Raw genomic sequence first — 22,646 nt, 5'->3', positions numbered from 1 at the left:
CTCTCAGTCCTTTTCCATCGTGCATTGCAGCGGGTGCTGGTGGCGGCGCGCGGTTTCGATGACCTGCGCGACCTTGGTCTCGGCGACCTCATAGGTGAAGACGCCGCACACCCCCACGCCATGCTGATGCACATGCAGCATGATGCGGGTGGCTTCTTCCCGGCTCTTCTGGAAGAACCGCTCGAGCACATAGACGACGAATTCCATCGGCGAATAATCGTCGTTCAGAATCAGCACCCGATAGAGCGAGGGCTTCTGAAGCTTCGGCTTTGTTTCGGTGACGGTGGCGGTGCCTTGACCGCCCCCGGTTTCACCGGGCCTTTGTATGGGCATTCGTGTTCCGTAATCGGGAGTCGTCTTGGCTATCAGATAGGGAATGATGGCCTGAATTGAAGCGGCGTCCAGTCACAGGTTTCGTGAACCGCAAACCTTGGATCCAGAACGAAAAAGACCCCGGAGCTTCCCCCGGGGCCTTTCCTGTCCGTTCGTGGTCGCCGCGCTCAGCGCGTGGCCTGGAAGGTCTCGACCGAGGCGGTGACGCGCTCGTTGATGGGCTTCAGGCTATCCTTCACGGTCGAGGTGACGATCTCGTTCGTGCGGGTCAGTTCGGCCATATAGCGTTCCATCGACTTCTTGGCCCAGTTCGTCTGGAGTTCGAAGAACTCCTGCACCGAACGAGCGGTCGACAGTTCCTTGCTGGCGGCGACGCTCTCTTCCCAGTTGGTTTTGGCGAAGCCGAGCGCCTGTTGCGACAGCGCCTCGGCGCCCTTCTGGGCGACGGTGGCCGACTCGACCATGGCGTCCAGGTTCTTCTTGCCGTGGGCGTTCAGTTCGCTGAGCGAGGCGACCGACTTGTCGATGCCTTCGCGGAGCGCCTTGGCGCCGGCGGCCTGGAAATCGGCGGCCTGGGCCTGGACCTGAGCCTGGGCCTTGGCGGCGTTCTGTTCGACGGTCTTCTTCACGGTTTCTGCGGTATCGGCCATGATCATGTCTCCGGGTTGCAGGTCTGGGGGAAAGGCACGGCGGAAATTCAAGCGCGAGGAGAACTCGCAGGCCCAAGTTATGCTGCAGGCGCGAAGGGATTTCAAGTTTTTTGTGCGTTGCACAATATGTCGCGGCCGATAACCGGGTTCGGCGCTTCAAATTCCCGTTGACGGGCGGTTAACCACCATGAAACCCACGCTTCCTATGCTAGTCATTCAGTCGCGTCGGCCGGGGGGCCTGTCGCACCCTGCTCACAGAGGGTCGTAACCGCCCATGATCGCTTTCTTCCGCCGTGGCCTTTTCGCCGTTCTCGCGCTTTCGCTGCTGCTGGGCGCGAACGTCAGGCCGATCGAGGCTCAGTCGCAGGAAAACAGCCGCTACGCCGCCATTGTGATCGACGCGGCCTCGGGCGAGGTCCTGTTCGCGCGCCATGCCGACAGCCGTCGCTATCCGGCGTCCCTGACCAAGATGATGACCCTCTATCTGACCTTCGAGGCCCTGTCCCAGGGCAAGGTCGATGTCGACGACGTCCTGACGATCTCGCCGCGCGCCGCCTCACAGCCGCCGTCGAAACTGGGGCTGGCGGCGGGTCAGACCATCACCCTCGACGACGCCATGCGCGCCACCGCCGTGCGCTCGGCCAACGACATGGCCGTCGCCATCGCCGAACATGTCGGCGGCTCGGAAGCCCGTTTCACCAATCTGATGACGCTGAAGGCGGAACAGCTGGGGATGACCCAGACCCGCTACGCCACCGCCAACGGCCTGCCCGATGCGCGCCAGCTGACGTCGGCGCGGGACCAGGCCATACTGGCCCGGGCCATCATGCGTGATTTCCCCCAATACTACAGCTATTTCGGCCTGCACGACTGGGCCTACAACGGGCGGAACTATCGCAACACCAACGGGCTGCTGCCGAGCGGAAACGGCTATGACGGCATGAAGACCGGCTACACCAACGCCTCGGGCTATAACCTGGCCGCCTCGGCCGTGCGCGACGGCCGCCGCCTGATCACCATCGTCCTGGGCGGACGCTCCAGCGCCAGCCGCAACGCTCACGTCGCCGAACTGATGGACACCGGCTTCGAGGTCGAACGCCGCCGCTCGCAGGGCGAGACGATCCAGATCGCCCAGACCTTCTTCGAACAGCGCGGCTTCGGCGTCGGCTCCGAGGCCCTGTCGCCCAGCGCACCGGTCGCCTACGCCTCGCTGGGAACCGACGACGAAGACGCAATGGGCGGCGAATCCACTGCGGTCGCCTATACGTCCGCACCTGCGCCGGCGGCCCTGCCTACCCGGATAACTCCCTCGCCCTCTGAACGGGCAGCGGCCGAGACGACGGCGCAGGCCCAGCGCGCGCCCGCCAATCTCACCGCCTCGCTGAACGGCGCACCCGCCCGCCGCGCCGCGCCCCCGCCCGCCCGCGAACCGGCCCGCGCTACCCGTCCAACCGGACGCTGGGCCGTTCAGGTCGGCGCCTTCAAGGATGAAAAAGTCGCCACGGACTGGTTGACCGAGGTCAACCGCCGCTTCCGCAGCCAGTTCGCCAGCGCCGAACGCAACGTCCAGACCGCCGGAGACTGGTACCGATCGCGCTTCACGGGCCTGACCGAGGACGCCGCGAAAGCCGCCTGCGACGCCCTGTCGGAACGTCGCGTCACCTGTATGGTCGTTCGCCCGGACTAAGACAGTCTAGACCTTGGCGATCCGGCCGCCCCCGCCCTCGATGGCGGCCAGCAGATCCATAACGTCGTCCAGGGTGTCGGCCTCGCGCGCCGGTTTGTCCCAGCGAATACGGCTGACGCGGGGAAATCGCATGGCCACGCCGGACTTGTGCCGGGTCGAACGCTGCAGCCCCTCGAAGGCGATCTCGAGCACCAGACCGAAATCGCGCTCGGCCCGCACGGATCGGACCGGCCCGAACCGGTCCACCGTGTGGTCACGCACGAACTTGTCGAGTTGCTTCAGTTCCTCGTCGGTGAAGCCGAAATAGGCCTTGCCCACCGGCGTCAGAGCCCCTTCCAGGGTCCAGACGCCGAAGGTGTAGTCCGAATAGAAGCTGGACCGTTTGCCGTGTCCGCGCTGGGCGTACATCAGCACGGCGTCGATGACGTGCGGGTCCCGTTTCCACTTGAACCAGGGTCCCTTTGGCCGTCCCGCCAGATAGGGACTGTCCCAGCGTTTCAGCATCAGGCCCTCGGCCGCCGCCCCGACCGGCGGGTCGGCCCGCAGCCGGGCCAGAACGTCCCAGTCCGCATAATCGACCAGGGGAGACAGATGTAGTCGCGATCCCCGATGACCTTCGACCAGCGCTTCCAGCCTCGCACGTCTTTCGCTCAAAGGCCACTCCCTCAAGTCGCCGCCCTCGTCCGCCAGGATATCATAGGCGACCACCGCCGCCGGAAAGGTCGCCAGGGACTTGGCGTCGACGGTCTTGCGGTTCAGCCTCTGCTGCAGATCGCCGAAAGGCGCGATCTCACCGTCGCGCCAGACCACCAGTTCGCCGTCCAGCGCCCCCTCGAACGCCAGAGCCTCCATCACGTCGGGAAAGGCGCCCGAAATCTCGTCTCCAGTGCGGGACCACAGTTTTCGCACGCCGCCCTCGACCACCGCCTGAACCCGAATCCCGTCCCATTTCCATTCGGCGGCGTAGTCAGCGGGATCCATCTTCGGAAGGTCGACCGCCTCATCCACAGCGACAGCCAGCATCACGGGCCGGAACCGCCCCGGCGCATCGGGACTGGGTCGTTCGGCGCGCCCCTCCAACCAGGCGAACAAGTCGCTGTAAGGCGGCGATACCGCGTGCCAGACCTCCTCGATGGCCGAGACATCGACCGGGTCCAGCGGCGTGATCGTCTCCAGCGCATCCACGGACGGCGGAGATCTGTGCGTCTCGGGCCGCATCATCGCCGCCGCCGTCTTGGCCAGTCGGGCCGACAGGCCCACGCGCAGCCCCCCGGTCATCAGCTTCAGCAGCGCCCACCGTCCCTTGGGCTCCAGCGCATCAAGCCAGCCTTCCAGCAGCCCCCTCACCTCGTTCCGGCTGGCGGTTCGCAGCGCTTCGACCACCTCGGCCAGTTCAGGCTCGCGATTGGGCCGACGGTCCGGCGTGGCGGGCCAGATCAGGGCGACCGTCTCCGCCAGGTCGCCGACATAGTCGTAGGACCAGCCGAACAGCACCCCATCGACCCGCGCCTCGACCGCCTTGCGGATCATGGCCGGCTTGGCCGCGTCAAAGCTAAGGTCGCCGGTCAGGGCCGCCAGGGCCCAGCCGCGATCAGGATCGGGCGTCGCCCTCAGATAGTCTCGGACCAGAACCAGCTTGGCGTTGCGCGACGCGGTCAACGACAGACGGTCAAGAAGTTCGGCGAAGGCGCGCATGACTATCCATTCTGGGCGCGTCGGGCGTCGCCGTCAGCCCAAAACGAAAAACGCCCCGGAGGTTTCCCTCCGGGGCGTTCGTCATCAGGTCAGCCGTCCAGCCCAGCGCCCGTCTTGCCTCAATCAGGCGGCTACGGACCGATCAGCCTTCGTCGGCGTCGACCGCGACACGGCTTCGCGTCCGCCCGGAACGCGGCTCATCATTTCGGCCAGGGCGCCGAAGTCGATGGGCTTGGTCAGATAGGCGTCCGCCCCCGCATCCAGACCGGCCTGGTGGTCCTCGGTCCGCGCCGAGGCGGACAGGACGACGATCGGCGTCCCGGCGTTTGGCCCCTGCCCTTCCCGAATCTTGCGGGTCGCCGTCAGGCCGTCCATCACGGGCATATTGACGTCCATGATGATCAGGTCGAACTGCTGGTCGTTGGCCGCCTCGACCGACAACTGGCCGTTCTCGGCCGTCGTGGCCACATGCGACGCCGTGCTCATCCAGGCCTCCAGGATCATGCGGTTGACCGGATGATCCTCCACCACCAGCACCCGCAGGCTTTCGCCGCTCGCCACCTCGGTCTCGACCACTTCGGCCGTGACCGGGCGGGCCCATTCCACGACCTCGGCCTCCACCGTCAAGGTGAAGCAGGACCCCTGACCCAGGGTCGAGACGACGGTGATGTCGCCCCCCATGATATTGGCCATGCGTCGCGCGATGGTCAGCCCCAGGCCCGTGCCGCCGAAACGACGCGTCGACGAGGCGTCGACCTGGGTGAAGGGCTGGAACAGTCGGTCCAGATCCTGGGGCGAAATACCGGCACCGCTGTCGGTCACCGAAAACTCGAAACCGACCCGCTTGTCTGAAATGCGCCGGCCGCGCACCACATAGTGAACATTACCGCTGTCGGTGAATTTCACCGCGTTTGACAACAGGTTCTGCACGACCTGGCAGACCCGCAGCGGATCCCCCCTGACAACGCACGGGACTTCCCCCTCGAAGGTCGAAATGAACGTCAGACCCTTGGCCTCGGCCTGGGCTTCGAAGGGGCCGGAAATCCGCCGATGCAGGTCGGCGACCACGACATCGACGACCTCGAAAGTCATCTTGCCGGCCTCGATCTTGGTCATGTCGAGAATGTCGTTCAGCAGCGACAGCAGATTGTCGCCCGAATTTCGGATGATCGACAGATATTCGCGCTGGGCCCCTTCCAGTCGCGTGGCGCTCAGCAGCTGGGCGGCGCCGAGAACGCCGTTCATTGGCGTGCGAAGCTCGTGCGAGATCACGCCCAGGAAATTCGATTTGGCGTCGTTGGCGGCGTTCGCCTTGTCCCGGGCGGTTTCCAGCTCCTCGATCAGATGGGCCTGATGCGCCTGGAAGACCTCGATCCTCTGCTCGCGCAGCATGGTCATCATGACCAGGACCAGCAGGCCAGCGACGACAAACGGCACGATGCCGAGCATCGACCAGAACTCAGGTGTTCCCCAGAGACTGATCAGGATGACGCCGGCCGCCACGCCATAAGGCGAGGAGATAATGACGGCTTGGCGGGGCGAACTGCGCAACTGGGCGAACACCAGCACGAATCCGGAAATGATCAGCGCGACGGCCAGGGGTTGGCCGAAAGCCCTGTTCGAAAACCAGGCGATCAGCGGCGCTGCGGCCCATGCGGCGGTCGTGGCGGTGGCCACGGCGGGGAAGACCATGCCCCAGCCCACATCAACCCGGTGGCTGAGCCTGCGCTCGACCGCGCCTCGAATGGAGCCGGCGGCCAGGGTGACGATGAACCACAGGACCGCCTTCCACCACGCCACTGTGCCCAGCAGACCGATCGCCCAGCTGGCGATGATCAGATAACGCAAATACTGGGTCTGCAGGATCGCCGTCAGGGCCTGGGCCGGGTCGCCCGCACGGCGGTCCCCGGGAAAGGCCTTCGCAACTCCGTCAGATTCCACCATATGCCCGCGCCCCCACCCTGTTTGATCGCGTGACGCTAGGGCGAAGGTTCTAAGACGGAGTGAACGGTGGTTTTTTCTTGCAATCCTACGCTGTGAATTACTCGCCGGGCGCTAGGGCCTTGATCGACAGGGCGTGAATGGGCCCTGCCAGTTCTTCCCGCAGCAATTCGTTGACCGCCCGCTGTCGCAGAACCCGCGACTGCCCTTCAAAGGCCGATGAAACGATCAACAGATTGAAGTGACTCTCCCCGCCGGGCTTGGCGTCCATGCCGCCTTCATGGTGGTGGCCGGCGTGCCGTCCGCTGTCGTCTTCGATCTCCAGCCGTTGCGGCGACAGCGCGGTTTCGAGTTTTTCACGGATAATCGCCGCCACGGGGCCGTCTGACATGATCGTTTCCTTGAAGAGGTCTGATTCCGGACTACACTTCGGGTGATGTCCGCCTCCTTTCAATACAAGCCGCGATTCACCGACATTCGGGTGAAGCCGCCGAAGGCCGAGGAGGAAGCCGCTCAGGCGGACGTCCTGCACCTCAAGCCTGGCGAGAAGCCGTGCCAGTGGCCCGACTGCCGCAAGGCCGCGACCGCCAAGGCGCCCAAGTCGCGCGAACGGCTGAACGACTTCTATGAATTCTGCCAGGCCCACGCTGGCGAGTACAATAAGGGCTGGAACTTCTACGCCGGCATGAGCGAGGGCGAGGTCCGCGCCGCCCAGGAAAACGAGGCCATGACCGGCGGTCGTCCGACCTGGGAAATGAAGGCCGGCAAGTTCACCCGCGAAGCCGCCGCCTTCTCCGCCAAAATGGGCACCGCCAACACCACCGGCGCCGGATCCTGGCGCGACAGCTTCGGCTTGTTCGGCCGTCGCGGCGACCAGACCCCGCAATCACCGACGGAAGACCGCCGCGTCGGCAAGCTGGAACGCGCGGCCCTGGCCGATCTGGATCTGGAACCCGGCGCCGACAAGACCAGGGTCAAGGCGCGGTATCACGAGATGCTGAAACGCTTCCACCCCGACACCAACGGCGGCGACCGCGGCGCCGAAGCCAAGCTGCAACGTGTGATCAAGGCCTGGAAAACGCTGAAGAAGGCCGGCCTGGCCTGAGCGTCCGTCAGTCTGCGTAGATCATCTTGCGGCTCATGCCGCCGTCGACCGTCAACACCTGACCCGTAATGAAACGGGCCTGCGCCAGATAGACGACGGCGTCGGCGATGTCCTCGACTCGTCCCACGCGGCCTACCGGATGCTGTCCATGGTCGATCGGGCGCAGATCCTCGTCCCCGGATATCCATCCCGGCGCGATCGCATTGACGCGCAGCTTCGGCCCCAGGCTGACCGCCAGGGCATGGGTCAGGGCGACGATCGCGCCCTTGGAGGCCGCATAGGCTTCGGTCTCGGGTTCGGACATGAAGGCGCGGGTCGAGGCCATGTTGATGACGCCGCCCCCGTCGCGCAGCATCGGGATGGCGGCGCGGGTCATCAGAAAGGCGCCGGTTAGGTGGCTGTCCACCGTTCGCCGCCAGTCAGCCAGGGACAGGTCGGCCAGGGGGCCGTTGTACGGATTGGCGATCCCGCCGTTGTTGACCAACAGATCCAGTTCGGACCAGCCTAGTTCCTGGAACGCTCGAGTGACGGAGGCTTCGTCGCTCAGGTCGCACAGGATGTGACGTGTCCCCGCCTCGCCGGCCTTCAGGTCGAAGGAAGCGACCTCCCACCCCTGATCAACGAGGGTCTTGCAGACGCCGGAGCCGATAAGGCCCGCCCCGCCGGTGACGATGGCTTTCTTCATGTCAGCAGAACCATCCGGCCGCGCTTAGGTTGCCGAGGCTCAGGGCTGCCCGGCCCCATCGTTCGACGCGGTCATCAGCGGCGCTGAAGGTTCGCGGAAATAGCGGTCGATCCCGTCCGCGACCGACTTCATCAGACGGCGACGGGCGCGCTCGTCGGTCAGCAGCCGCTCGTCCTCGGGATTGGTGATGAAGCCCATCTCCAGCAGCACGGCCGGTACGTCGGGCGCCAGCAAGACGGCAAGGCCGGCGTCGCGGTGGCTGCGGCGCAGCAGCGTATGGTCCGAGCCCTCCAGAGAGGTCAGCAACACGCGCGCGAACTGGGCCGAGCGGTTCTGGGTGGCCCGCTGTGTCATGTCCAGCAGGATACGGTCCACCGACGGGTCGCGGCCCGGCAGATGCAGTTCGCGGTGCCAGTTATCGGTCCGCGTGAACTCGCGCACCGCCCGGCCGGCGCCCTGTTCGGACAGGGTATAGACGCTCGCCCCGCGCAAGGCCGGATCGGAACCGGCGTCGGCATGCAGCGAGATGAACAGGTCGGCGTCGGCCTGACGCGCGATCGCGACGCGGCGGTACAGGTCGACATAGGTGTTGGTTTCGCGCGTCAGCCGAACGCGATAGCGGCCCGTGCGCTCCAGTTCGGCCTTAAGGGCCAGGGCGGCAGCCAGGGTGACCTGGCTTTCGCTGACGCTGGAGCCGCCGGCGCCGGGATCGCGACCGCCATGACCGGCGTCGATGACGACCAGCGGACGTTCGGCGCGGCGCGGCGTCGGTGCGGGGACCGGGCGCGACGCGGGCCGTGCGGCGCCGGTCGCCTTCAGATCCACCACATAACGATAATGAGCCACCCCGTCGCCGGGGGGCAGCAGGAAGCGACGTTCGATCTCGCTGCCGCGCGCCAGCTCCAGTTGAAGCCGCGAGGCGCCGCCGGCGGCGGAAACCTGATAGGACCGAACCAGACCCGAACCGCCGCCGTTCAGGCCGCGGCCGGGCGCCACGCCGGTCAGGGCCAGGGTGACCCGTCCGTCAGCGCCCGTATCGATGACCCGCCCCTGGGTCGACTTGTCCAGGTCGATGACCACGCGTGTCCGATCGCCGTCGGCGCCGAAGCGCACGCCGATGACATCGCCCTGGGCGCCCCAGGCGAATCCACGCGTCGCAAACAGGACGACCGTGCAGATGACGACGAAGGCCAGGGCGGTCATCGCCCATTCCCTCGCGCCCCAGCGCCCCAGACCTGTCAAAATGCGACCGCCCATAACGACGTCGAACCCATCCTACGCGAACTTGAACCTCATCATGCCAGAGGCTCGTATTCAGGGGGTTAAGGCCGAACACCTTTTAATTCGCGTGCGGCGTGACTATGCTGTGTACCGCTCGCGAAATGATCGCGCCTTTTCGTCTTATGCGAATCCCGGCGCGCCCTCCTCGCGGCGATGACTTTCACCAATCCGAGAACCGCCCCGGCGCCGCCGATGGTTCGAAGAGCGGACCAGGGACGCGGCCTTCCCGAGGGATTGGCGCGCCCGGTTCAGGACCGACGACCCCCATGGGCCTTTCCGCCTGCCTTCCCCAACGGCTTGACCAAGCCTGCTTCGCCGTTCTCGGCGAGGGGATGTCGCGTGCCCCGGCCCCTACCCCCATTCGGCGAGCCGCCATGACCCTGCCCGGTGTTCCGGGACGGTCGGCCAGTGCGCGCCAGAGAGAGACTATTGATGTCAAAGACAATGCTGATCGATGCGGCGCATCCCGAGGAGACCCGGGTCGCCATCGTGGATGGACGCCAGATTGAGGAATTCGATTTCGAATCCCGTGCGAAGCGTCAGCTTCGCGGCAACATCTACCTCGCCAAGGTCACACGCGTAGAGCCCAGCCTGCAGGCTGCGTTCATCGAATACGGCGGCAACCGCCACGGCTTCCTGGCCTTCAACGAAATCCACCCGGACTATTACCAGATCCCGGTCGCCGACCGCGAAGCCATCATGGCCGAGGCGCACGACGATGAGGACGATGACGATCTGGGTCGTGAATCGACCGACGACGACGCCGATCCCGAAGCCGCCCTGGCTGACGAGGAGCGTCTGAAGCGCCGCCTGATGCGTCGCTACAAGATCCAGGACGTCATCAAGCGTCGTCAGATCCTGCTGGTCCAGGTCGTCAAGGACGAACGCGGCGCCAAGGGCGCGGCCCTGACCACATGGCTGTCGCTGGCCGGCCGTTACTGCGTCCTGATGCCTAATACGGGCAAAGGCGGCGGCATCAGCCGCAAGATCACCAACACCTCCGACCGTCGCCGCCTGAAGAGCGCCGTCGCGGCCCTGGAAGTGCCCAAGGGCATGGGTCTGATCATCCGCACGGCCGGCGCCAAGCGCACCAAGGCCGAGATCAAGCGCGACTACCAGTATCTGCTGCGCCTGTGGGAGACGATCCGCGAGACCACGCTGAACTCCCACGCCCCCTCGGTGATCTACGAGGAGGAAAACCTGGTCCGCCGCGCCGTGCGCGACATGTTCGACAAGGACTTCGACGGCATCCAGGTCGAGGGCGTCGAAGGCTTCAAGGAAGCGCGCGACTTCATGCGCGTGCTGATGCCGGCCCAGGCTAAGAAGGTTCACCTGTATCGCGGCTCGCGGCCCCTGTTCGCGGCCAACGGCATCGAGGAACTGCTGACCCAGATCCACCAGCCGGTCGTGCCGCTGAAGTCCGGCGGCTATCTGGTGATCAACCAGACCGAGGCCCTGGTAGCCATCGACGTCAACTCCGGTCGCGCCACCAAGGAACGCAACGTCGAACAGACGGCGTTCAAGACCAATATGGAGGCGGCGGTCGAGGCCGCCCGCCAGTTGCGCCTGCGCGACCTCGCCGGCCTGGTCGTCATCGACTTCATCGACATGGACGAGGGCAAGAACAACCGCGCCGTCGAAAAGGTCCTGAAGGACGCCCTGTCCGCTGACCGCGCCCGCATCCAGATGGGCCGCATCTCGCCGTTCGGCCTGATGGAGATCAGCCGCCAGCGCCGTCGCCTGGGCGTGATCGAGGGCGCCACCGAGGCCTGCCCGCACTGCCAGGGCACGGGCCGCATCCGCTCGGCCGAATCCGCCGCCCTGATGACCCTGCGCGCGGTCGACATCGAGGCCGGCAAGAACGGCGCCGGGGTCGTGGTGCTGAAGGTCTGCACCGCCGTCGGCCTGTACATCCTGAACCACAAGCGCGCCTATCTGCAGTCGCTGCTGGAACGTCGCGGCCTGAACGTCATCGTCCAGATCGACGACAGCCTGGGCCAGGGCGAACACCACATCGACCGGACCGAGACGAACGAGGACTTCGTCGCGCCCGAGATCGAAACGCCCAATCTCGACGACGATTTCGACGCCTCCCTCTACGACGACGAGGATGAGGACGAAGACGAGGAAATCGTCGGCGACGACGAGGACGACGAAGACGAGGACTCGCTGGAACGCGAGGACACCGACGACGACGAACCGCGCGAACGCGCCGAGCGCGCCGAATCCGGCGGTCGCGGGCGCAACCGTCGCCGCCGTCGCGGCGGTCGTCGCGACGAAGAGCCCACCGATACGGCGGAATCGTCCGATGCGCTCAGCCCTGACGACGCTTCGGACGACGAAGAAGACGAGAACGGCCGTCGCCGCCGCCGGGGCCGTCGCGGCGGTCGCCGTGTCCGCGAGGACGGCGAGCGTGACGTCTATACCTGGGTGCGCGGCCGCACCCCGTCGCTGGACGATCCCTATGTCTGGTTCGACCCGCTGAACCCAGCCCGTCCCGAACCGCGCGCCGAGCGTCCGGAACGGGCTGACCGTCCCGTCGCGGCCGGCGCCGAGACCGAAGGCCTGAACGCCGTGGCCTCTGATGACTCCGGAGAGGAAGGCGGCCGTTCGCGCCGTCGTCGTCGTCGCGGTCGCGGCCGTGGCGGCGACTCCAGCCAGGAGATCAACGCCGAGACCCGCGACGCCGACGAAACCGCACCGGCTGACGCCTCGCCCGCGACGCCCGTGACTGAAGACGCCGAACCGGCGGCTGTCATCGAGGCCGACGCCCCCGCCGTGGCGCCCGAGCCCCAGCGTCGTCGCGTTCGCCGCAAGTCGAAGACAGCCGAGGGCAATGTTTCCGAAGACGCCCCCGCAGAGGTCGAGGCGTCGGCTGAGGCCCAGCCGGACGCAGACGAGCCCGCAAGCGAAGCCGCGCCGGTCGAAATGGACGTCACGCCGCAGGAGGCACAGGCGGCCGAACAGGCCGAGGCCGCCCCGGTCGAACAACTGGCCCCGCCTCCCCCGTCCGAGCCGTTCGTCGCCCCGACGCCCGAGATCGACGTCGAGGCGATCATCGCCGAGGATCCGAACCAGATCGTCGCACCGCCCGAAAAGCCCAAGCGCGGGTGGTGGCGCCGCTGATCGGTCACGATTAGATTGTCAGGATGCAGGCGGGGGCCAGTCGCTATTGGAGTACGCCATGACGTGGCTTCCCCGATCTGCATCTAGATTTCTGACCGCGGCGGCGGCGGGGCTTGCGCTCCTCGCCGCCGCCGGCCAGGCGTCGGCGCAAAGCCTGATCCGGGATACCGAGATCGAGGGCATCATCCGCGACTGGGCTGATCCCGTCTTCGTCTCCATGGGGTTGAATCCGGCCGATGTCGAAGTCCTGCTGGTCAATGACAACGAGCTGAACGCCTTCGCCACGCGAGGCCGGATCATGGGCGTCAACACCGGCCTGATCCTGCGCACCCGCAATCCCAACGAGCTTCTGGGCGTGATGGCGCACGAGGCGGGCCACATCAAGAACCGCCACACCCTGCGCGACGGGGCCCAGAACGCCGGCAAACAGCCGATGTTCATGACCATGGCCCTGGGCGCCCTGGCTATAGCCGCCGGCGCGCCGGACGCGGGCGTGGCCCTGCTGGGCTCCAGTCAGTATTTCGGCGCCATTGGCGCGCTGCAATATATGCAGAGCCAGGAGGGCGAGGCCGACCTGACCGGCGCCCGCGCCCTGGAAGGCGCCGGTGAGTCCGGCGCGGGCCTGGTCTCCTTCTTCGAGAATTTCCGTTCGCAGGAAGTCTTCTCCGACGCCCGCCGCTATCCCTATTTCCGCAGCCACCCCCTTTCTTCGCAGCGCATCGAGTCAATGCGCCGCTTCGTTCAGGACCAGTCCCACTACGACCATCGCGACAGCCCCGAACGGATGGCCCAGCACGCGCTGATCCTGGCCAAGATCCACGCCTTCATGGATTCGCCGAACACCACCCTTCGCGCCTATCCCTCGACCGACGCCTCCCTGCCCGGCCGCTACGCCCGCGCCATCGCCTGGTACCGCGACGGCCAGACGGCCAAGGCCCTGGCGGCCGTCGACGCCCTGATCGCAGAGGATCCCGAAAACCCCTATTTCGCCGAACTGAAGGGCCAGATCTTCTTCGAGGAAGGTCGTCCCGCCGAGGCCGTGACCGCCCACCGCGAGGCCGTTCGCCTGGCCCCGGACGCCCCCCTGCTGCGCATCAACCTGGCCCACGCCCTGATCGGAACCGACGATCCCCAGAACCTCGACGAGGCCGTGAACCAGTTGAAACATGCCCTCGTGGCCGAGCAGGACAACACCATGGCCTGGCGACTTCTGGGCCAGGCCTTTGGCGCCCAGGGCAAGGAAGGCGAGGCCCGTCTGGCCACGGCCGAATATTATTTCGCCGCCGGTCAGGCGCGCGAGGCGACCATGTTCGCCCTACGCGCACGCAGCATGCTGGATCCCAGTTCGATCGAATGGCGCCGGGCCGTGGACATCGTGCTTGCGTCCGGGGCCACGCCGGACGATCTGCTGGACCTCGACCGCCGCGAATCCACGCGCAAGCCTGGAATGCTGAACCTGCCCCCTCCGCCCGTCCTGCCTTACCGAGAGCCCTGATGACCGACGAAGCCCCCGCGCCCGAAACTGCGCCCGTTCGTCCTGTCCGCTTCTCGGGCGCGCTCGCCGGTTATCTGGCCCTGGGCGTCTCGGTCGTCGCCCTGGGGCTGGCCGCCGCCCCCTATGTCACCGGCGGCTCCGGCGACAATGTCCGCGCCTATCTGCTGGAACATCCCGAGGTCCTTCAGGAGGTCAGCCTGGCTCTTCAGGCCAAGGAGGGTCAGGCCCGCGTCGACGAGACCAATGCGGCCGCATCGTCCAACGCCGCCCTACTGGCCCCCGACCGCCGCGATCCGGCCTTCGGCCCCGCCGACGCCAAGGTGACGGTGATCGAATTCTTCGACTTCCGCTGCCCCGGCTGCAAGGCCGTGGCTCCCCAGTTCCGCGACCTGATGGCCGCGCACCCCGACGTCCGTTTCGTCTTCAAGGATTGGCCGATCCTGGATCGCGGCGAGGACGTGGCGTCCCAGTACGCCGCCCGCGCCGCCCTGGCCGCGCATCAGCAGGGCAAATATCTTGAGGTCTACGACGCCCTGATGACCGAGCGCGCCCTGACGGTCGAGTCCATCGACCGGATCCTCGCCCAGCACGGCGTCGACATGGCCCGCGCCAAGGCGACCCTGGTCTCGCCCGAAACCACGCGCCACATCGCCGACATCCACACCACGGCCGCAGCGCTGAAGCTCCAGGGCACCCCGACCTTCTTCGTCAACGGCAAGGCCGCCGCCAGCATCGACCCGGCGGAAATCGACCGCATGATCGAGGCGGCGAAAAAATAGACGCCGCGCGCCCGCCTGGCCGTATCGAACCCTACGCCTCCGCCAGGCTCATCGGCCCGCCGATCCATTCCACCCCGGCGCGACGCAAGGCTTCGTTCGCGGCCGCCTCGTCGCCCCGCGCCAGTTCGGCCCGGTACAGGACGTAATAGCTGTAGGGGTCGTTGGGCCAGTCCTTCAGCAGTTCCTCGATCTTGACCTTGGCCCCGGCGGCGTCCCCTGATGCCAGCAAGGCGGCGGCCAGGCTGCGGCGGGTCGGATACCAGATCAGCGGCGGATCTCCGCCCTCGGGGTTCATCGCCTGGATCGCGGCGGCCCGGCCATAGGCGGCGACGGCGGCCTGATAATCGCCGTCGATCATGGCCGCCCGACCCTCCAGCACCTTCTGGAACAGCTCGGCGAACCCCTTCTGGCGATCCGCCATCTCGCCCTTGAAACCATCCTGCGCCAACAGGTCGGCTATGGCCTGCGCCTCAAGACGCACGGCAGAAGAATCGCCCCGTCGCGCCGCCGCCTCGCCCCGCGCATAGCGCCAGCCCGTTCGCATCAACGGCCGTCCCGCGTCCGGCTCGGCCAGAGCGGCGACCTGGGCGGCGGTCCCGAACCGGCCGTAGAGGGCATAGGCGTCGGCGGCCATGATCTGGCGGTAGACGATGAACCCCTCCTCTCCGGCTCTCGGTGCGGCCATCAGACCCGGATAGGCGGCCATATACCAGTCGGCCAGCTCCAGTCCCTTCTCGGCCCCGCCGGCCATCAGGGCGCCGCCCATGCCGAAATGGATATTGTGGGCGTGCAGCCTCATCGCCTTCACGCCGCCGGGCGGGCTGGCCAGCCGATCATAGGCTTTGTCCAGGGCCACGGCCTGGACATTGGACATCATCGCGTCCTTGTACCGCCCCACCCGGTAGAAGGTGTGCGACGGCATATGCACCAAGTGGCTGGCGGCCGGCGCCAGCCGGGCCAGCCGTTCGCCATAGGCCAGGGCCCGGTGCGGATCGTCGGACCATTCGGTCAGGTGGATATACAGATGGATGGCGCCCGGATTATCCGGCTTGACCGCCAGACTATGTTCCAGAATCTCCATGGCGCGGGTCACCGCCGGATCGGCCGCCTTGCCGTTCTCGTCCCACCAGTCGCCCTGCGGCTGCAGCATCCAGGCGTCGGCGGCGATATTGCCGACCGAGACGTCGTCGGGATTGCGCTTGGCGATCCGATCCATGGCGCGGGCGAAACGCATGGCGCGACTGCTTTCCTTGCCGGAGTAGCGCTGGATCAAGGCGTCGATCATCTGGCGCTGCATCGGCGTGGCGTCGCGCGCCAGACGCCGGGCTTCGCGCGCGACCCTCAGGCCCGTGGCGATCGAGAGCTCGTCGGTCCCGCCCCCGTTAAGGTTCGGCCCCATGGCCCAGGCCTCTCCCCAGGCGCACATGCCGCAATCCGGATCCAGCCGCCGCGCCTTGCGGAAGGCGCGCACCGATTCCGTATGTTCGAAGGCCCAACGCAGCCGCACCCCGTGGTCGAACCAGGCCTGGGCCTCGGGGTTGGTCGTATCGACCGGGAAGCCGTCCGTCCCGAACCCGGGAACCATGACCATGTCCGCCGTCGGCTGGACATCTCCGGCCGTCTCGGGCCGCCCACAGACCTGCGGATTTTCGAGCAGGGCCAGGGTCGCCCCCGTCGCCGTGGCGTCCGCCACCGCGATCGGCGCGATCAGACAGGCGACACAGGCGGTCGCGGCGAGAATGGCCTTGTTCATGGAAGCTCCCCCGTCGCCAAGCGCCATAATGCGTTGAAAACCCGGAACCGCCAAGACCGCCCCCTCTCGCGGACAAAAGCTCGCACAGCAAAACGGCCCCGGAGTTTCCTCCGGGGCCGTTCTGTTACGCATACACTGATCGGCCTCAAGCCGCGCGTGAGCGCGTTAGGCCAAACAAGAGAGACCTTCGATTACTCGATGATCTTGGCGACGACGCCGGCGCCGACGGTGCGGCCGCCTTCACGGATGGCGAAGCGCAGGCCCTGGTCCATGGCGATCGGGGTGATCAGTTCGACGTTCAGCTCGGCGTTGTCGCCGGGCATGATCATTTCGACGCCTTCCTTCAGGTGAACGATGCCGGTCACGTCCGTGGTGCGGAAGTAAAACTGCGGACGATAGTTCGTGAAGAACGGGGTGTGACGACCGCCTTCTTCCTTGGTCAGGATATAGGCTTCAGCCAGGAACTTGGTGTGCGGGGTGATCGAACCCGGCTTGCACAGAACCTGACCGCGCTCGACGTCTTCACGCTTGGTGCCGCGCAGCAGAACGCCGACGTTGTCGCCCGCCTGACCTTGGTCCAGCAGCTTGCGGAACATTTCGACGCCGGTGCAGGTCGTCTTCTGGACCGGGCGGATGCCGACGATCTCGACTTCTTCACCGACCTTGACGATGCCCTTTTCGACGCGGCCCGTGACCACGGTGCCGCGGCCCGAGATCGAGAAGACGTCTTCGACCGGCATCAGGAAGGGCAGGTCGACCGGACGTTCCGGCTGCGGGATATAGGCGTCGACGGTTTCCATCAGGGCCAGAACGCGCTGTTCGCCGATTTCCGGGTTCACGCCGTCGGTCGCGGCCTTGGCCGAACCCTTGGTGATCGGAATATCGTCGCCCGGGAACTGGTACGACGAGAGCAGCTCGCGCACTTCCATCTCGACCAGTTCCAGCAGTTCTTCATCGTCGACCAGGTCGACCTTGTTCATGAAGACCACCAGGGCCGGCACGCCGACCTGACGGGCCAGCAGGATGTGCTCGCGCGTTTGCGGCATCGGGCCGTCGGCGGCCGAAACCACCAGGATCGCGCCGTCCATCTGCGCCGCGCCGGTGATCATGTTCTTCACATAGTCGGCGTGGCCGGGGCAGTCGACGTGGGCGTAGTGACGGTTGGCCGTCTCATATTCCACGTGCGCCGTGTTGATCGTGATGCCGCGCGCCTTCTCTTCCGGCGCAGCGTCGATGTCCGCATAGGCCATCGCCTTCGCGCCGCCGGCCTTCGCCAGCGTCATCGTGATCGCCGCCGTCAGCGTCGTCTTGCCGTGGTCAACGTGACCGATCGTGCCGATGTTGCAGTGCGGCTTCGTGCGTTCGAACTTTTCCTTGGCCATTCTCTAGCTCCTAAGGTCCCCGAACCGGGGGTTCCTGCAGTTTGGGGGTTAAGGCGCCCGATCTTGAGATCGGGCGCTTGTAGGTCCGCTTTTCCGAAAGGGAAAGCTTAGGCGTACTTCTTGATCACTTCGTCGGCGACGTGCTGCGGCACCGGCTCGTAGTGGTCGTACTGCATGGTGAACTGGGCGCGGCCCTGAGACATGCCGCGCAGGGTGTTCACATAGCCGAACATGTTGGCCAGCGGCACGAAGGCGTTCACGACGGTGGCGTTGCCGCGCATGTCCTGACCCTGGATCATGCCGCGACGGCCGTTCAGGTCGCCGATGACCGAGCCGAGGTATTCCTCGGGGGTCACGACCTCGACCGCCATGATCGGCTCGAGCAGCTTCGGTCCGCCCTTTTCGCGCAGTTCGCGGAAGGCGGCGCGCGAGGCGATTTCGAAGGCCAGGACCGAGGAGTCGACGTCGTGGTAGGCGCCGTCGATCAGGGTCGCCTTGACGTCGATGACCGGGAAACCGGCCAGCAGGCCGTTGTCCTTGGCCGACTTCAGGCCCTTTTCGACGCCCGGGATATATTCCTTGGGCACCGCGCCGCCGACGATGGCCGACTCGAACTGGAAGTCCGAACCCGGCTCGCCCGGCTCGAACACCAGCTTGACGCGGGCGAACTGGCCCGTACCGCCGGTCTGCTTCTTGTGGGTGTAGTCGATCTCGACCTTGCGGCTGATCGATTCACGATAGGCGACCTGCGGCGCGCCGATGGTGGCCTCGACCTTGTAGGTGCGCTTCAGGATGTCGATCTTGATGTCCAGGTGAAGCTCGCCCATGCCCTTCAGGATGGTCTGGCCCGACTCGTGGTCGGTCGAGACGGTGAAGGACGGATCTTCCGAAGCCAGCTTGGCCAGGGCGACGCCCAGCTTTTCCTGGTCGGCCTTGGTCTTGGGCTCGACGGCGATCTCGATGACCGGCGCCGGGAATTCCATCCGCTCCAGGATGACGGGCGACTTGATCGGGTCGCACAGGGTGTCGCCGGTGCGGGTGTCCTTCAGGCCGGCCAGGGCGACGATGTCGCCGGCGTAGGCTTCCTTGATGTCCTCGCGGTTGTTGGAGTGCATCAGCAGCATGCGGCCGACGCGTTCCTTCTTGTCGCGGGTCGAGTTCAGCAGGCCCATGCCCGTTTCCATCTTGCCCGAGTACAGGCGGCAGAAGGTCAGCGAGCCGACGAAGGGGTCGTCCATGATCTTGAAGGCCAGGACCGACAGGGGCTCTTCGTCCGAGGCGCGACGCACGACCGGCTCTTCGGTCTTGTAGTCGATGCCCGGGGTCGGCGGGATGTCGATCGGCGACGGCAGATAGTCGACGACGGCGTCCAGCAGCGTCTGCACGCCCTTGTTCTTGAAGGCCGAGCCGCACAGGATCGGATAGAAGGCGCCGGTCAGCACGGCCTTGCGGATGCACTTCTTGATGACTTCTTCCGAAGGCTCGGCGCCTTCGAGATAGGCTTCCATCGCCTCGTCATCCAGTTCGACCGCGTTGTCGATCAGGTACTGGCGGGCTTCGGCGGCCTTGTCGGCCAGGTCAGCGGGGATTTCCTCGTCGCGGAAGTTCGCGCCCAGGGCGTCGTTGTCCCAGACCACGGCCTTCATGCGGACCAGGTCGACCAGGCCCGACAGATTGGATTCGGCGCCGATCGGGAACTGGATCGGCACGGCCTTGGCGCCCAGACGGTCGCGGATCGACTCGACCGACTTGTCGAAGTCGGCGCCGATCTTGTCCATCTTGTTGACGAAGACGATGCGCGGCACGCGGTACTTGTCGGCCTGGCGCCAGACGGTCTCGGTCTGCGGCTCGACGCCGGCGTTGCCGTCCAGCACCGCCACGGCGCCGTCAAGCACGCGCAGCGAACGCTCGACTTCGATGGTGAAGTCCACGTGGCCGGGGGTGTCGATGATGTTGAGGCGCTTTTCTTTCCAGAAGGCGGTCGTCGCGGCCGACGTGATGGTGATGCCGCGTTCCTGCTCCTGGTCCATCCAGTCCATGGTGGCGGCGCCGTCGTGGACTTCGCCGATCTTGTGGGACTTGCCCGTGTAATACAGGATCCGCTCGGTCGTCGTCGTCTTGCCCGCGTCGATGTGGGCCATGATGCCGAAGTTGCGGTAGTCTTCGATGTTATGCGTGCGGGGCATTAGAGCGTCCCTTGAGGGCTTCGGACGCGAACGCGCCCTACGAAATGTCGGATATGACGGCGCGGGCGATTTAGCTCAAACCGCCCGCGCCGGATAGTCTTAGATAGGAACCGCCCCATACCTTCGAAAGGGAGACGGTTTTAAGACGTTACCAGCGATAGTGGCTGAAGGCGCGGTTCGCCTCGGCCATCTTGTGGGTGTCTTCGCGCTTCTTGACCGCGGTGCCGCGGTTGTTCGAGGCGTCCAGCAGCTCGGCGGCCAGCTTCTCGGTCATGGTGTTCTCGCCACGCTTGCGGGCGGCGTTGACCAGCCAGCGGATGGCCAGGGCGCGACGACGGTCCGGACGGACTTCGACCGGCACCTGATAGGTGGCGCCGCCGACGCGACGCGAGCGGACTTCGACCGACGGGGCGACGTTGTCCAGGGCGGTGTGGAAGGTCTCGACCGCGGTCTGCTCCTTCTTCTTGTCCGCCAGGATGTCGAAGGCGCCGTAAACGATGTTTTCGGCGACGGCCTTCTTACCTTCGTACATGACGTAGTTCATGAACTTGGTGACGATCAGGTCCCCGAACTTGGGATCCGGCAGAACTTCACGCTTCTGGGCGCGGTGACGACGCGACATGGGTTATTCCTCTTGGGTCCCGACGGTCGCCGGGAAGATCTCGAAAAGGCCTCCGGGCGCGACGGCCCGGAAGCGATAGGTCTCGCGACCGGCTTACTTCGGACGCTTGGCGCCGTAGTGCGAACGGCGCTGCTTGCGGTCCTTGACGCCTTGCGTGTCGAGCACGCCGCGCAGGATGTGGTAGCGAACGCCGGGCAAGTCCTTCACGCGGCCGCCGCGGATCAGCACGACTGAGTGCTCTTGAAGGTTGTGGCCTTCGCCGGGGATGTAGCAAACGGCTTCGTAGCCGTTCTTGGCCAGACGGACCTTGGCGACCTTACGCAGAGCCGAGTTCGGCTTCTTCGGGGTCGTGGTGTACACGCGGGTGCAGACGCCGCGACGCTGGGGCGAACCCTCCAGGGCCGGCACCTTGTTACGGGTGGGCTTGGGCTTGCGCGGCTTGCGGATCAGCTGGTTGATCGTGGGCATTGAGACTGGTCTCGACTTCTATTGGGGGGCGTGTGTCTTTCGACCGAGGCGCCCCACGCCTTCTTTTGTGAACGAGGGACCATTCCCTCGCCCGGGTTGTCATCGAGGCCGATGTCGTGACCGCAAACAGCCCCCGGTTCGCTCCGGCGAACCGGAAAACACAAAGGGCCGGAACGCGCGCTTTGGGCGTTCCGGCGGCGCACAGGCCGTCCGTTCAATTGTCACGATCTCGGCGACCGGCGAACCGGCCACGCCTCGAAAGTGGGCGGCTTCTACGCGCGATGGGGGCTCAGGTCAAGTTGGACGACCGCTTGCGCCCTCAGTTCCTGGAGAGATCTTCCAGAACGCCCAGAAAACCCTCCATTCTCCCCGTAGAAGGGTGGCGCTGGCAGCCCCATCCGCTTGATGTCGCGTTCTGCGATCTCGAGTTCTCCCGAACGACACGAGGAGGCAAGACGGATACCTCCCCCATGGCGACGCCGTCACACAGGCCTGACGCGAACAAGTCAAACCCGCGCCTGAAAGCAGCCATGCTTGCAGCCCAGCTTGATCCCGGCGGAGGATGAACACGACATGGGGAGCCAGGGGGCCAAGGGAGCGGCGACGCGGACGACGGGGCGCGTGATCGTCTCCTCCGGCGTCAAGGCCGGGCTGAGGCGCAAGGCCGGCTTGGCGACGGCGTCCGTCGCTTTGAACGCCGCCCTGATCGCCGCCCTCTCCTACACGGCCCTGGGCGTCGATGAGCGCGATATCGTCGCCGAGCCGCCGCTGATCTATCTGGATATCGAACCCCGTCCCCTGCTGCCCGACGAACGGCCCCGCGTGCCGACCGTGGCGACGCCGGACGTCGCGCCGGCCGCCGCCGCGTCGAACGTCCCGGTCGCCCGGTCCGCATCAGCTTCCGCGCCCCAGGCGACCGCCCGCCCCGCCCCGCTTCGTCCCCGCCTCGCCGCGCCGACGCCCGAGGGAGCGCCGCCGCCCCCGGACGTCTGGCGTGTCGATCCCGCCAATCGGGCCGACGCCATGGCCCGGAGCCTGCGCCAGGGGATCGTCGGCTGCACCTCGCCCGATCTGCTGAACGAGGCGGAGCGTCGACATTGCAGCCAGGAAACCGCCCGACGGGGCGAGAACGCCGCCCCGATCAGCGGCAGCGGCAACCCCGGACGCGACGCGGCCTTCGCTCGCCAGGGCGCGCGACGTCTGGCCGAATGGGAGGCCCGACGCCGACCTCTGTCCGGCGGCGTCGGCGTGGTCGGCCCGGCGGACTGCGTCGGCTCCAACTTCGGCACGGGCTGCGCGGGCGCCCACCTCAACCCCTCCCTTGCGCCGGACTCCAGCCGCAACGCCCAGACCCGGCGCGACGGCCATCGCGCCGGCGGCGTACCCCTGACGCCCGGCGCCTCTGCACCGATGGAGCCTTGGGAGGACTAGCGAACAGAAAAAGGGCGGCCCCGTCGC

General features: G+C 66.4%; 18 protein-coding genes. 6 read left to right on the top strand and 12 right to left on the bottom strand.

Translation table 11 applies throughout. The features are described from left to right. Positions 1-3: 3 nt before the first annotated feature. Both clpS and phaP read right to left on the bottom strand, forming a co-directional pair. On the bottom strand, positions 4-333 hold the full coding sequence (clpS, locus tag H2037_RS08335) for an ATP-dependent Clp protease adapter ClpS (RefSeq protein ID WP_201097917.1): 330 nt from the start codon (positions 331-333) through the stop codon (positions 4-6). A gap of 167 nt (positions 334-500) precedes the next feature. Beyond that, positions 501-983, bottom strand: a complete 483-nt coding sequence (phaP, locus tag H2037_RS08330) for a TIGR01841 family phasin (protein ID WP_292120223.1) — start codon at positions 981-983, stop codon at positions 501-503. A 274-nt stretch (positions 984-1,257) separates the two neighbouring features. On the opposite strand from phaP, the gene H2037_RS08325 reads away from it, so the two are divergent. After that, positions 1,258-2,670, top strand: coding sequence for a D-alanyl-D-alanine carboxypeptidase (locus H2037_RS08325; RefSeq protein ID WP_292120221.1), 1,413 nt, complete (start codon positions 1,258-1,260; stop codon positions 2,668-2,670). 6 nt (positions 2,671-2,676) lie between these two features. Here the strand turns inward: H2037_RS08325 and H2037_RS08320 are convergent, their stop codons facing one another. The 3 genes from H2037_RS08320 to H2037_RS08310 all read right to left on the bottom strand — a co-directional run bounded on the left by H2037_RS08320 (position 2,677) and on the right by H2037_RS08310 (position 6,697). Beyond that, positions 2,677-4,365 (bottom strand): cisplatin damage response ATP-dependent DNA ligase, encoded by a 1,689-nt coding sequence (locus tag H2037_RS08320; RefSeq protein ID WP_292120219.1) that lies wholly within the window; start codon positions 4,363-4,365, stop codon positions 2,677-2,679. A 123-nt stretch (positions 4,366-4,488) separates the two neighbouring features. Next, positions 4,489-6,309: an ATP-binding protein gene (locus H2037_RS08315; protein ID WP_292120216.1), complete on the bottom strand. Its 1,821-nt coding sequence runs from the start codon at positions 6,307-6,309 to the stop codon at positions 4,489-4,491. A 97-nt stretch (positions 6,310-6,406) separates the two neighbouring features. Continuing rightward, on the bottom strand, positions 6,407-6,697 hold the full coding sequence (locus tag H2037_RS08310) for a BolA family protein (RefSeq protein WP_292120213.1): 291 nt from the start codon (positions 6,695-6,697) through the stop codon (positions 6,407-6,409). A 45-nt stretch (positions 6,698-6,742) separates the two neighbouring features. Between H2037_RS08310 and H2037_RS08305 the strand changes: the two genes are divergently transcribed. Next, on the top strand, positions 6,743-7,411 hold the full coding sequence (locus H2037_RS08305) for a J domain-containing protein (protein ID WP_292120210.1): 669 nt from the start codon (positions 6,743-6,745) through the stop codon (positions 7,409-7,411). 7 nt (positions 7,412-7,418) lie between these two features. On the opposite strand, the gene H2037_RS08300 is transcribed toward H2037_RS08305, so the two are convergent. Beyond that, entirely contained in the window at positions 7,419-8,096 is a 678-nt protein-coding gene (locus H2037_RS08300) for an SDR family oxidoreductase (protein ID WP_292120207.1), read from the bottom strand. 39 nt (positions 8,097-8,135) lie between these two features. After that, entirely contained in the window at positions 8,136-9,299 is a 1,164-nt protein-coding gene (locus tag H2037_RS08295) for an N-acetylmuramoyl-L-alanine amidase (RefSeq protein ID WP_292120205.1), read from the bottom strand. 510 nt (positions 9,300-9,809) lie between these two features. Between H2037_RS08295 and H2037_RS08290 the strand changes: the two genes are divergently transcribed. Genes H2037_RS08290 through H2037_RS08280 form a run of 3 tightly spaced genes read left to right on the top strand, consistent with a single transcriptional unit; the run spans position 9,810 to position 14,777 of the window. Beyond that, positions 9,810-12,503 carry a ribonuclease E/G gene (locus H2037_RS08290; protein ID WP_292120202.1) on the top strand — a complete coding sequence of 898 codons (2,694 nt, stop codon included), beginning with the start codon at positions 9,810-9,812 and terminating at the stop codon, positions 12,501-12,503. 58 nt (positions 12,504-12,561) lie between these two features. Continuing rightward, the gene (locus H2037_RS08285; RefSeq protein WP_292120199.1) at positions 12,562-13,998 is read left to right on the top strand and encodes a M48 family metalloprotease; all 1,437 of its coding nucleotides are present in this window, start codon (positions 12,562-12,564) and stop codon (positions 13,996-13,998) included. Beyond that, positions 13,998-14,777: a thioredoxin domain-containing protein gene (locus H2037_RS08280; RefSeq protein ID WP_292120196.1), complete on the top strand. Its 780-nt coding sequence runs from the start codon at positions 13,998-14,000 to the stop codon at positions 14,775-14,777. Before H2037_RS08285 ends, H2037_RS08280 begins: the two co-directional genes overlap by 1 nt. Before the next feature lie 31 nt (positions 14,778-14,808). Here H2037_RS08280 and H2037_RS08275 read toward each other — a convergent pair whose 3' ends face one another. From H2037_RS08275 to rpsL, 5 genes are all read right to left on the bottom strand, one after another. Then, on the bottom strand, positions 14,809-16,530 hold the full coding sequence (locus H2037_RS08275) for a hypothetical protein (RefSeq protein ID WP_292120194.1): 1,722 nt from the start codon (positions 16,528-16,530) through the stop codon (positions 14,809-14,811). A gap of 191 nt (positions 16,531-16,721) precedes the next feature. Continuing rightward, on the bottom strand, positions 16,722-17,912 hold the full coding sequence (gene tuf, locus H2037_RS08270; RefSeq protein ID WP_183194884.1) for an elongation factor Tu: 1,191 nt from the start codon (positions 17,910-17,912) through the stop codon (positions 16,722-16,724). A 107-nt stretch (positions 17,913-18,019) separates the two neighbouring features. Then, on the bottom strand, positions 18,020-20,098 hold the full coding sequence (gene fusA, locus H2037_RS08265; protein ID WP_292120191.1) for an elongation factor G: 2,079 nt from the start codon (positions 20,096-20,098) through the stop codon (positions 18,020-18,022). 148 nt (positions 20,099-20,246) lie between these two features. Continuing rightward, positions 20,247-20,720 carry a 30S ribosomal protein S7 gene (gene rpsG, locus H2037_RS08260; protein ID WP_267513794.1) on the bottom strand — a complete coding sequence of 158 codons (474 nt, stop codon included), beginning with the start codon at positions 20,718-20,720 and terminating at the stop codon, positions 20,247-20,249. A gap of 93 nt (positions 20,721-20,813) precedes the next feature. Next, positions 20,814-21,188: a 30S ribosomal protein S12 gene (rpsL, locus tag H2037_RS08255; RefSeq protein ID WP_008260482.1), complete on the bottom strand. Its 375-nt coding sequence runs from the start codon at positions 21,186-21,188 to the stop codon at positions 20,814-20,816. A 621-nt stretch (positions 21,189-21,809) separates the two neighbouring features. On the opposite strand from rpsL, the gene H2037_RS08250 reads away from it, so the two are divergent. Further along, positions 21,810-22,619 carry a hypothetical protein gene (locus tag H2037_RS08250; protein WP_292120182.1) on the top strand — a complete coding sequence of 270 codons (810 nt, stop codon included), beginning with the start codon at positions 21,810-21,812 and terminating at the stop codon, positions 22,617-22,619. Positions 22,620-22,646 lie beyond the last annotated feature (27 nt).

Origin of the sequence: Brevundimonas sp., from assembly GCF_013912065.1 — a bacterium.
In the GTDB taxonomy this organism is placed as follows: domain Bacteria; phylum Pseudomonadota; class Alphaproteobacteria; order Caulobacterales; family Caulobacteraceae; genus Brevundimonas.
This window is presented reverse-complemented; position numbering and strand designations above follow the sequence as displayed.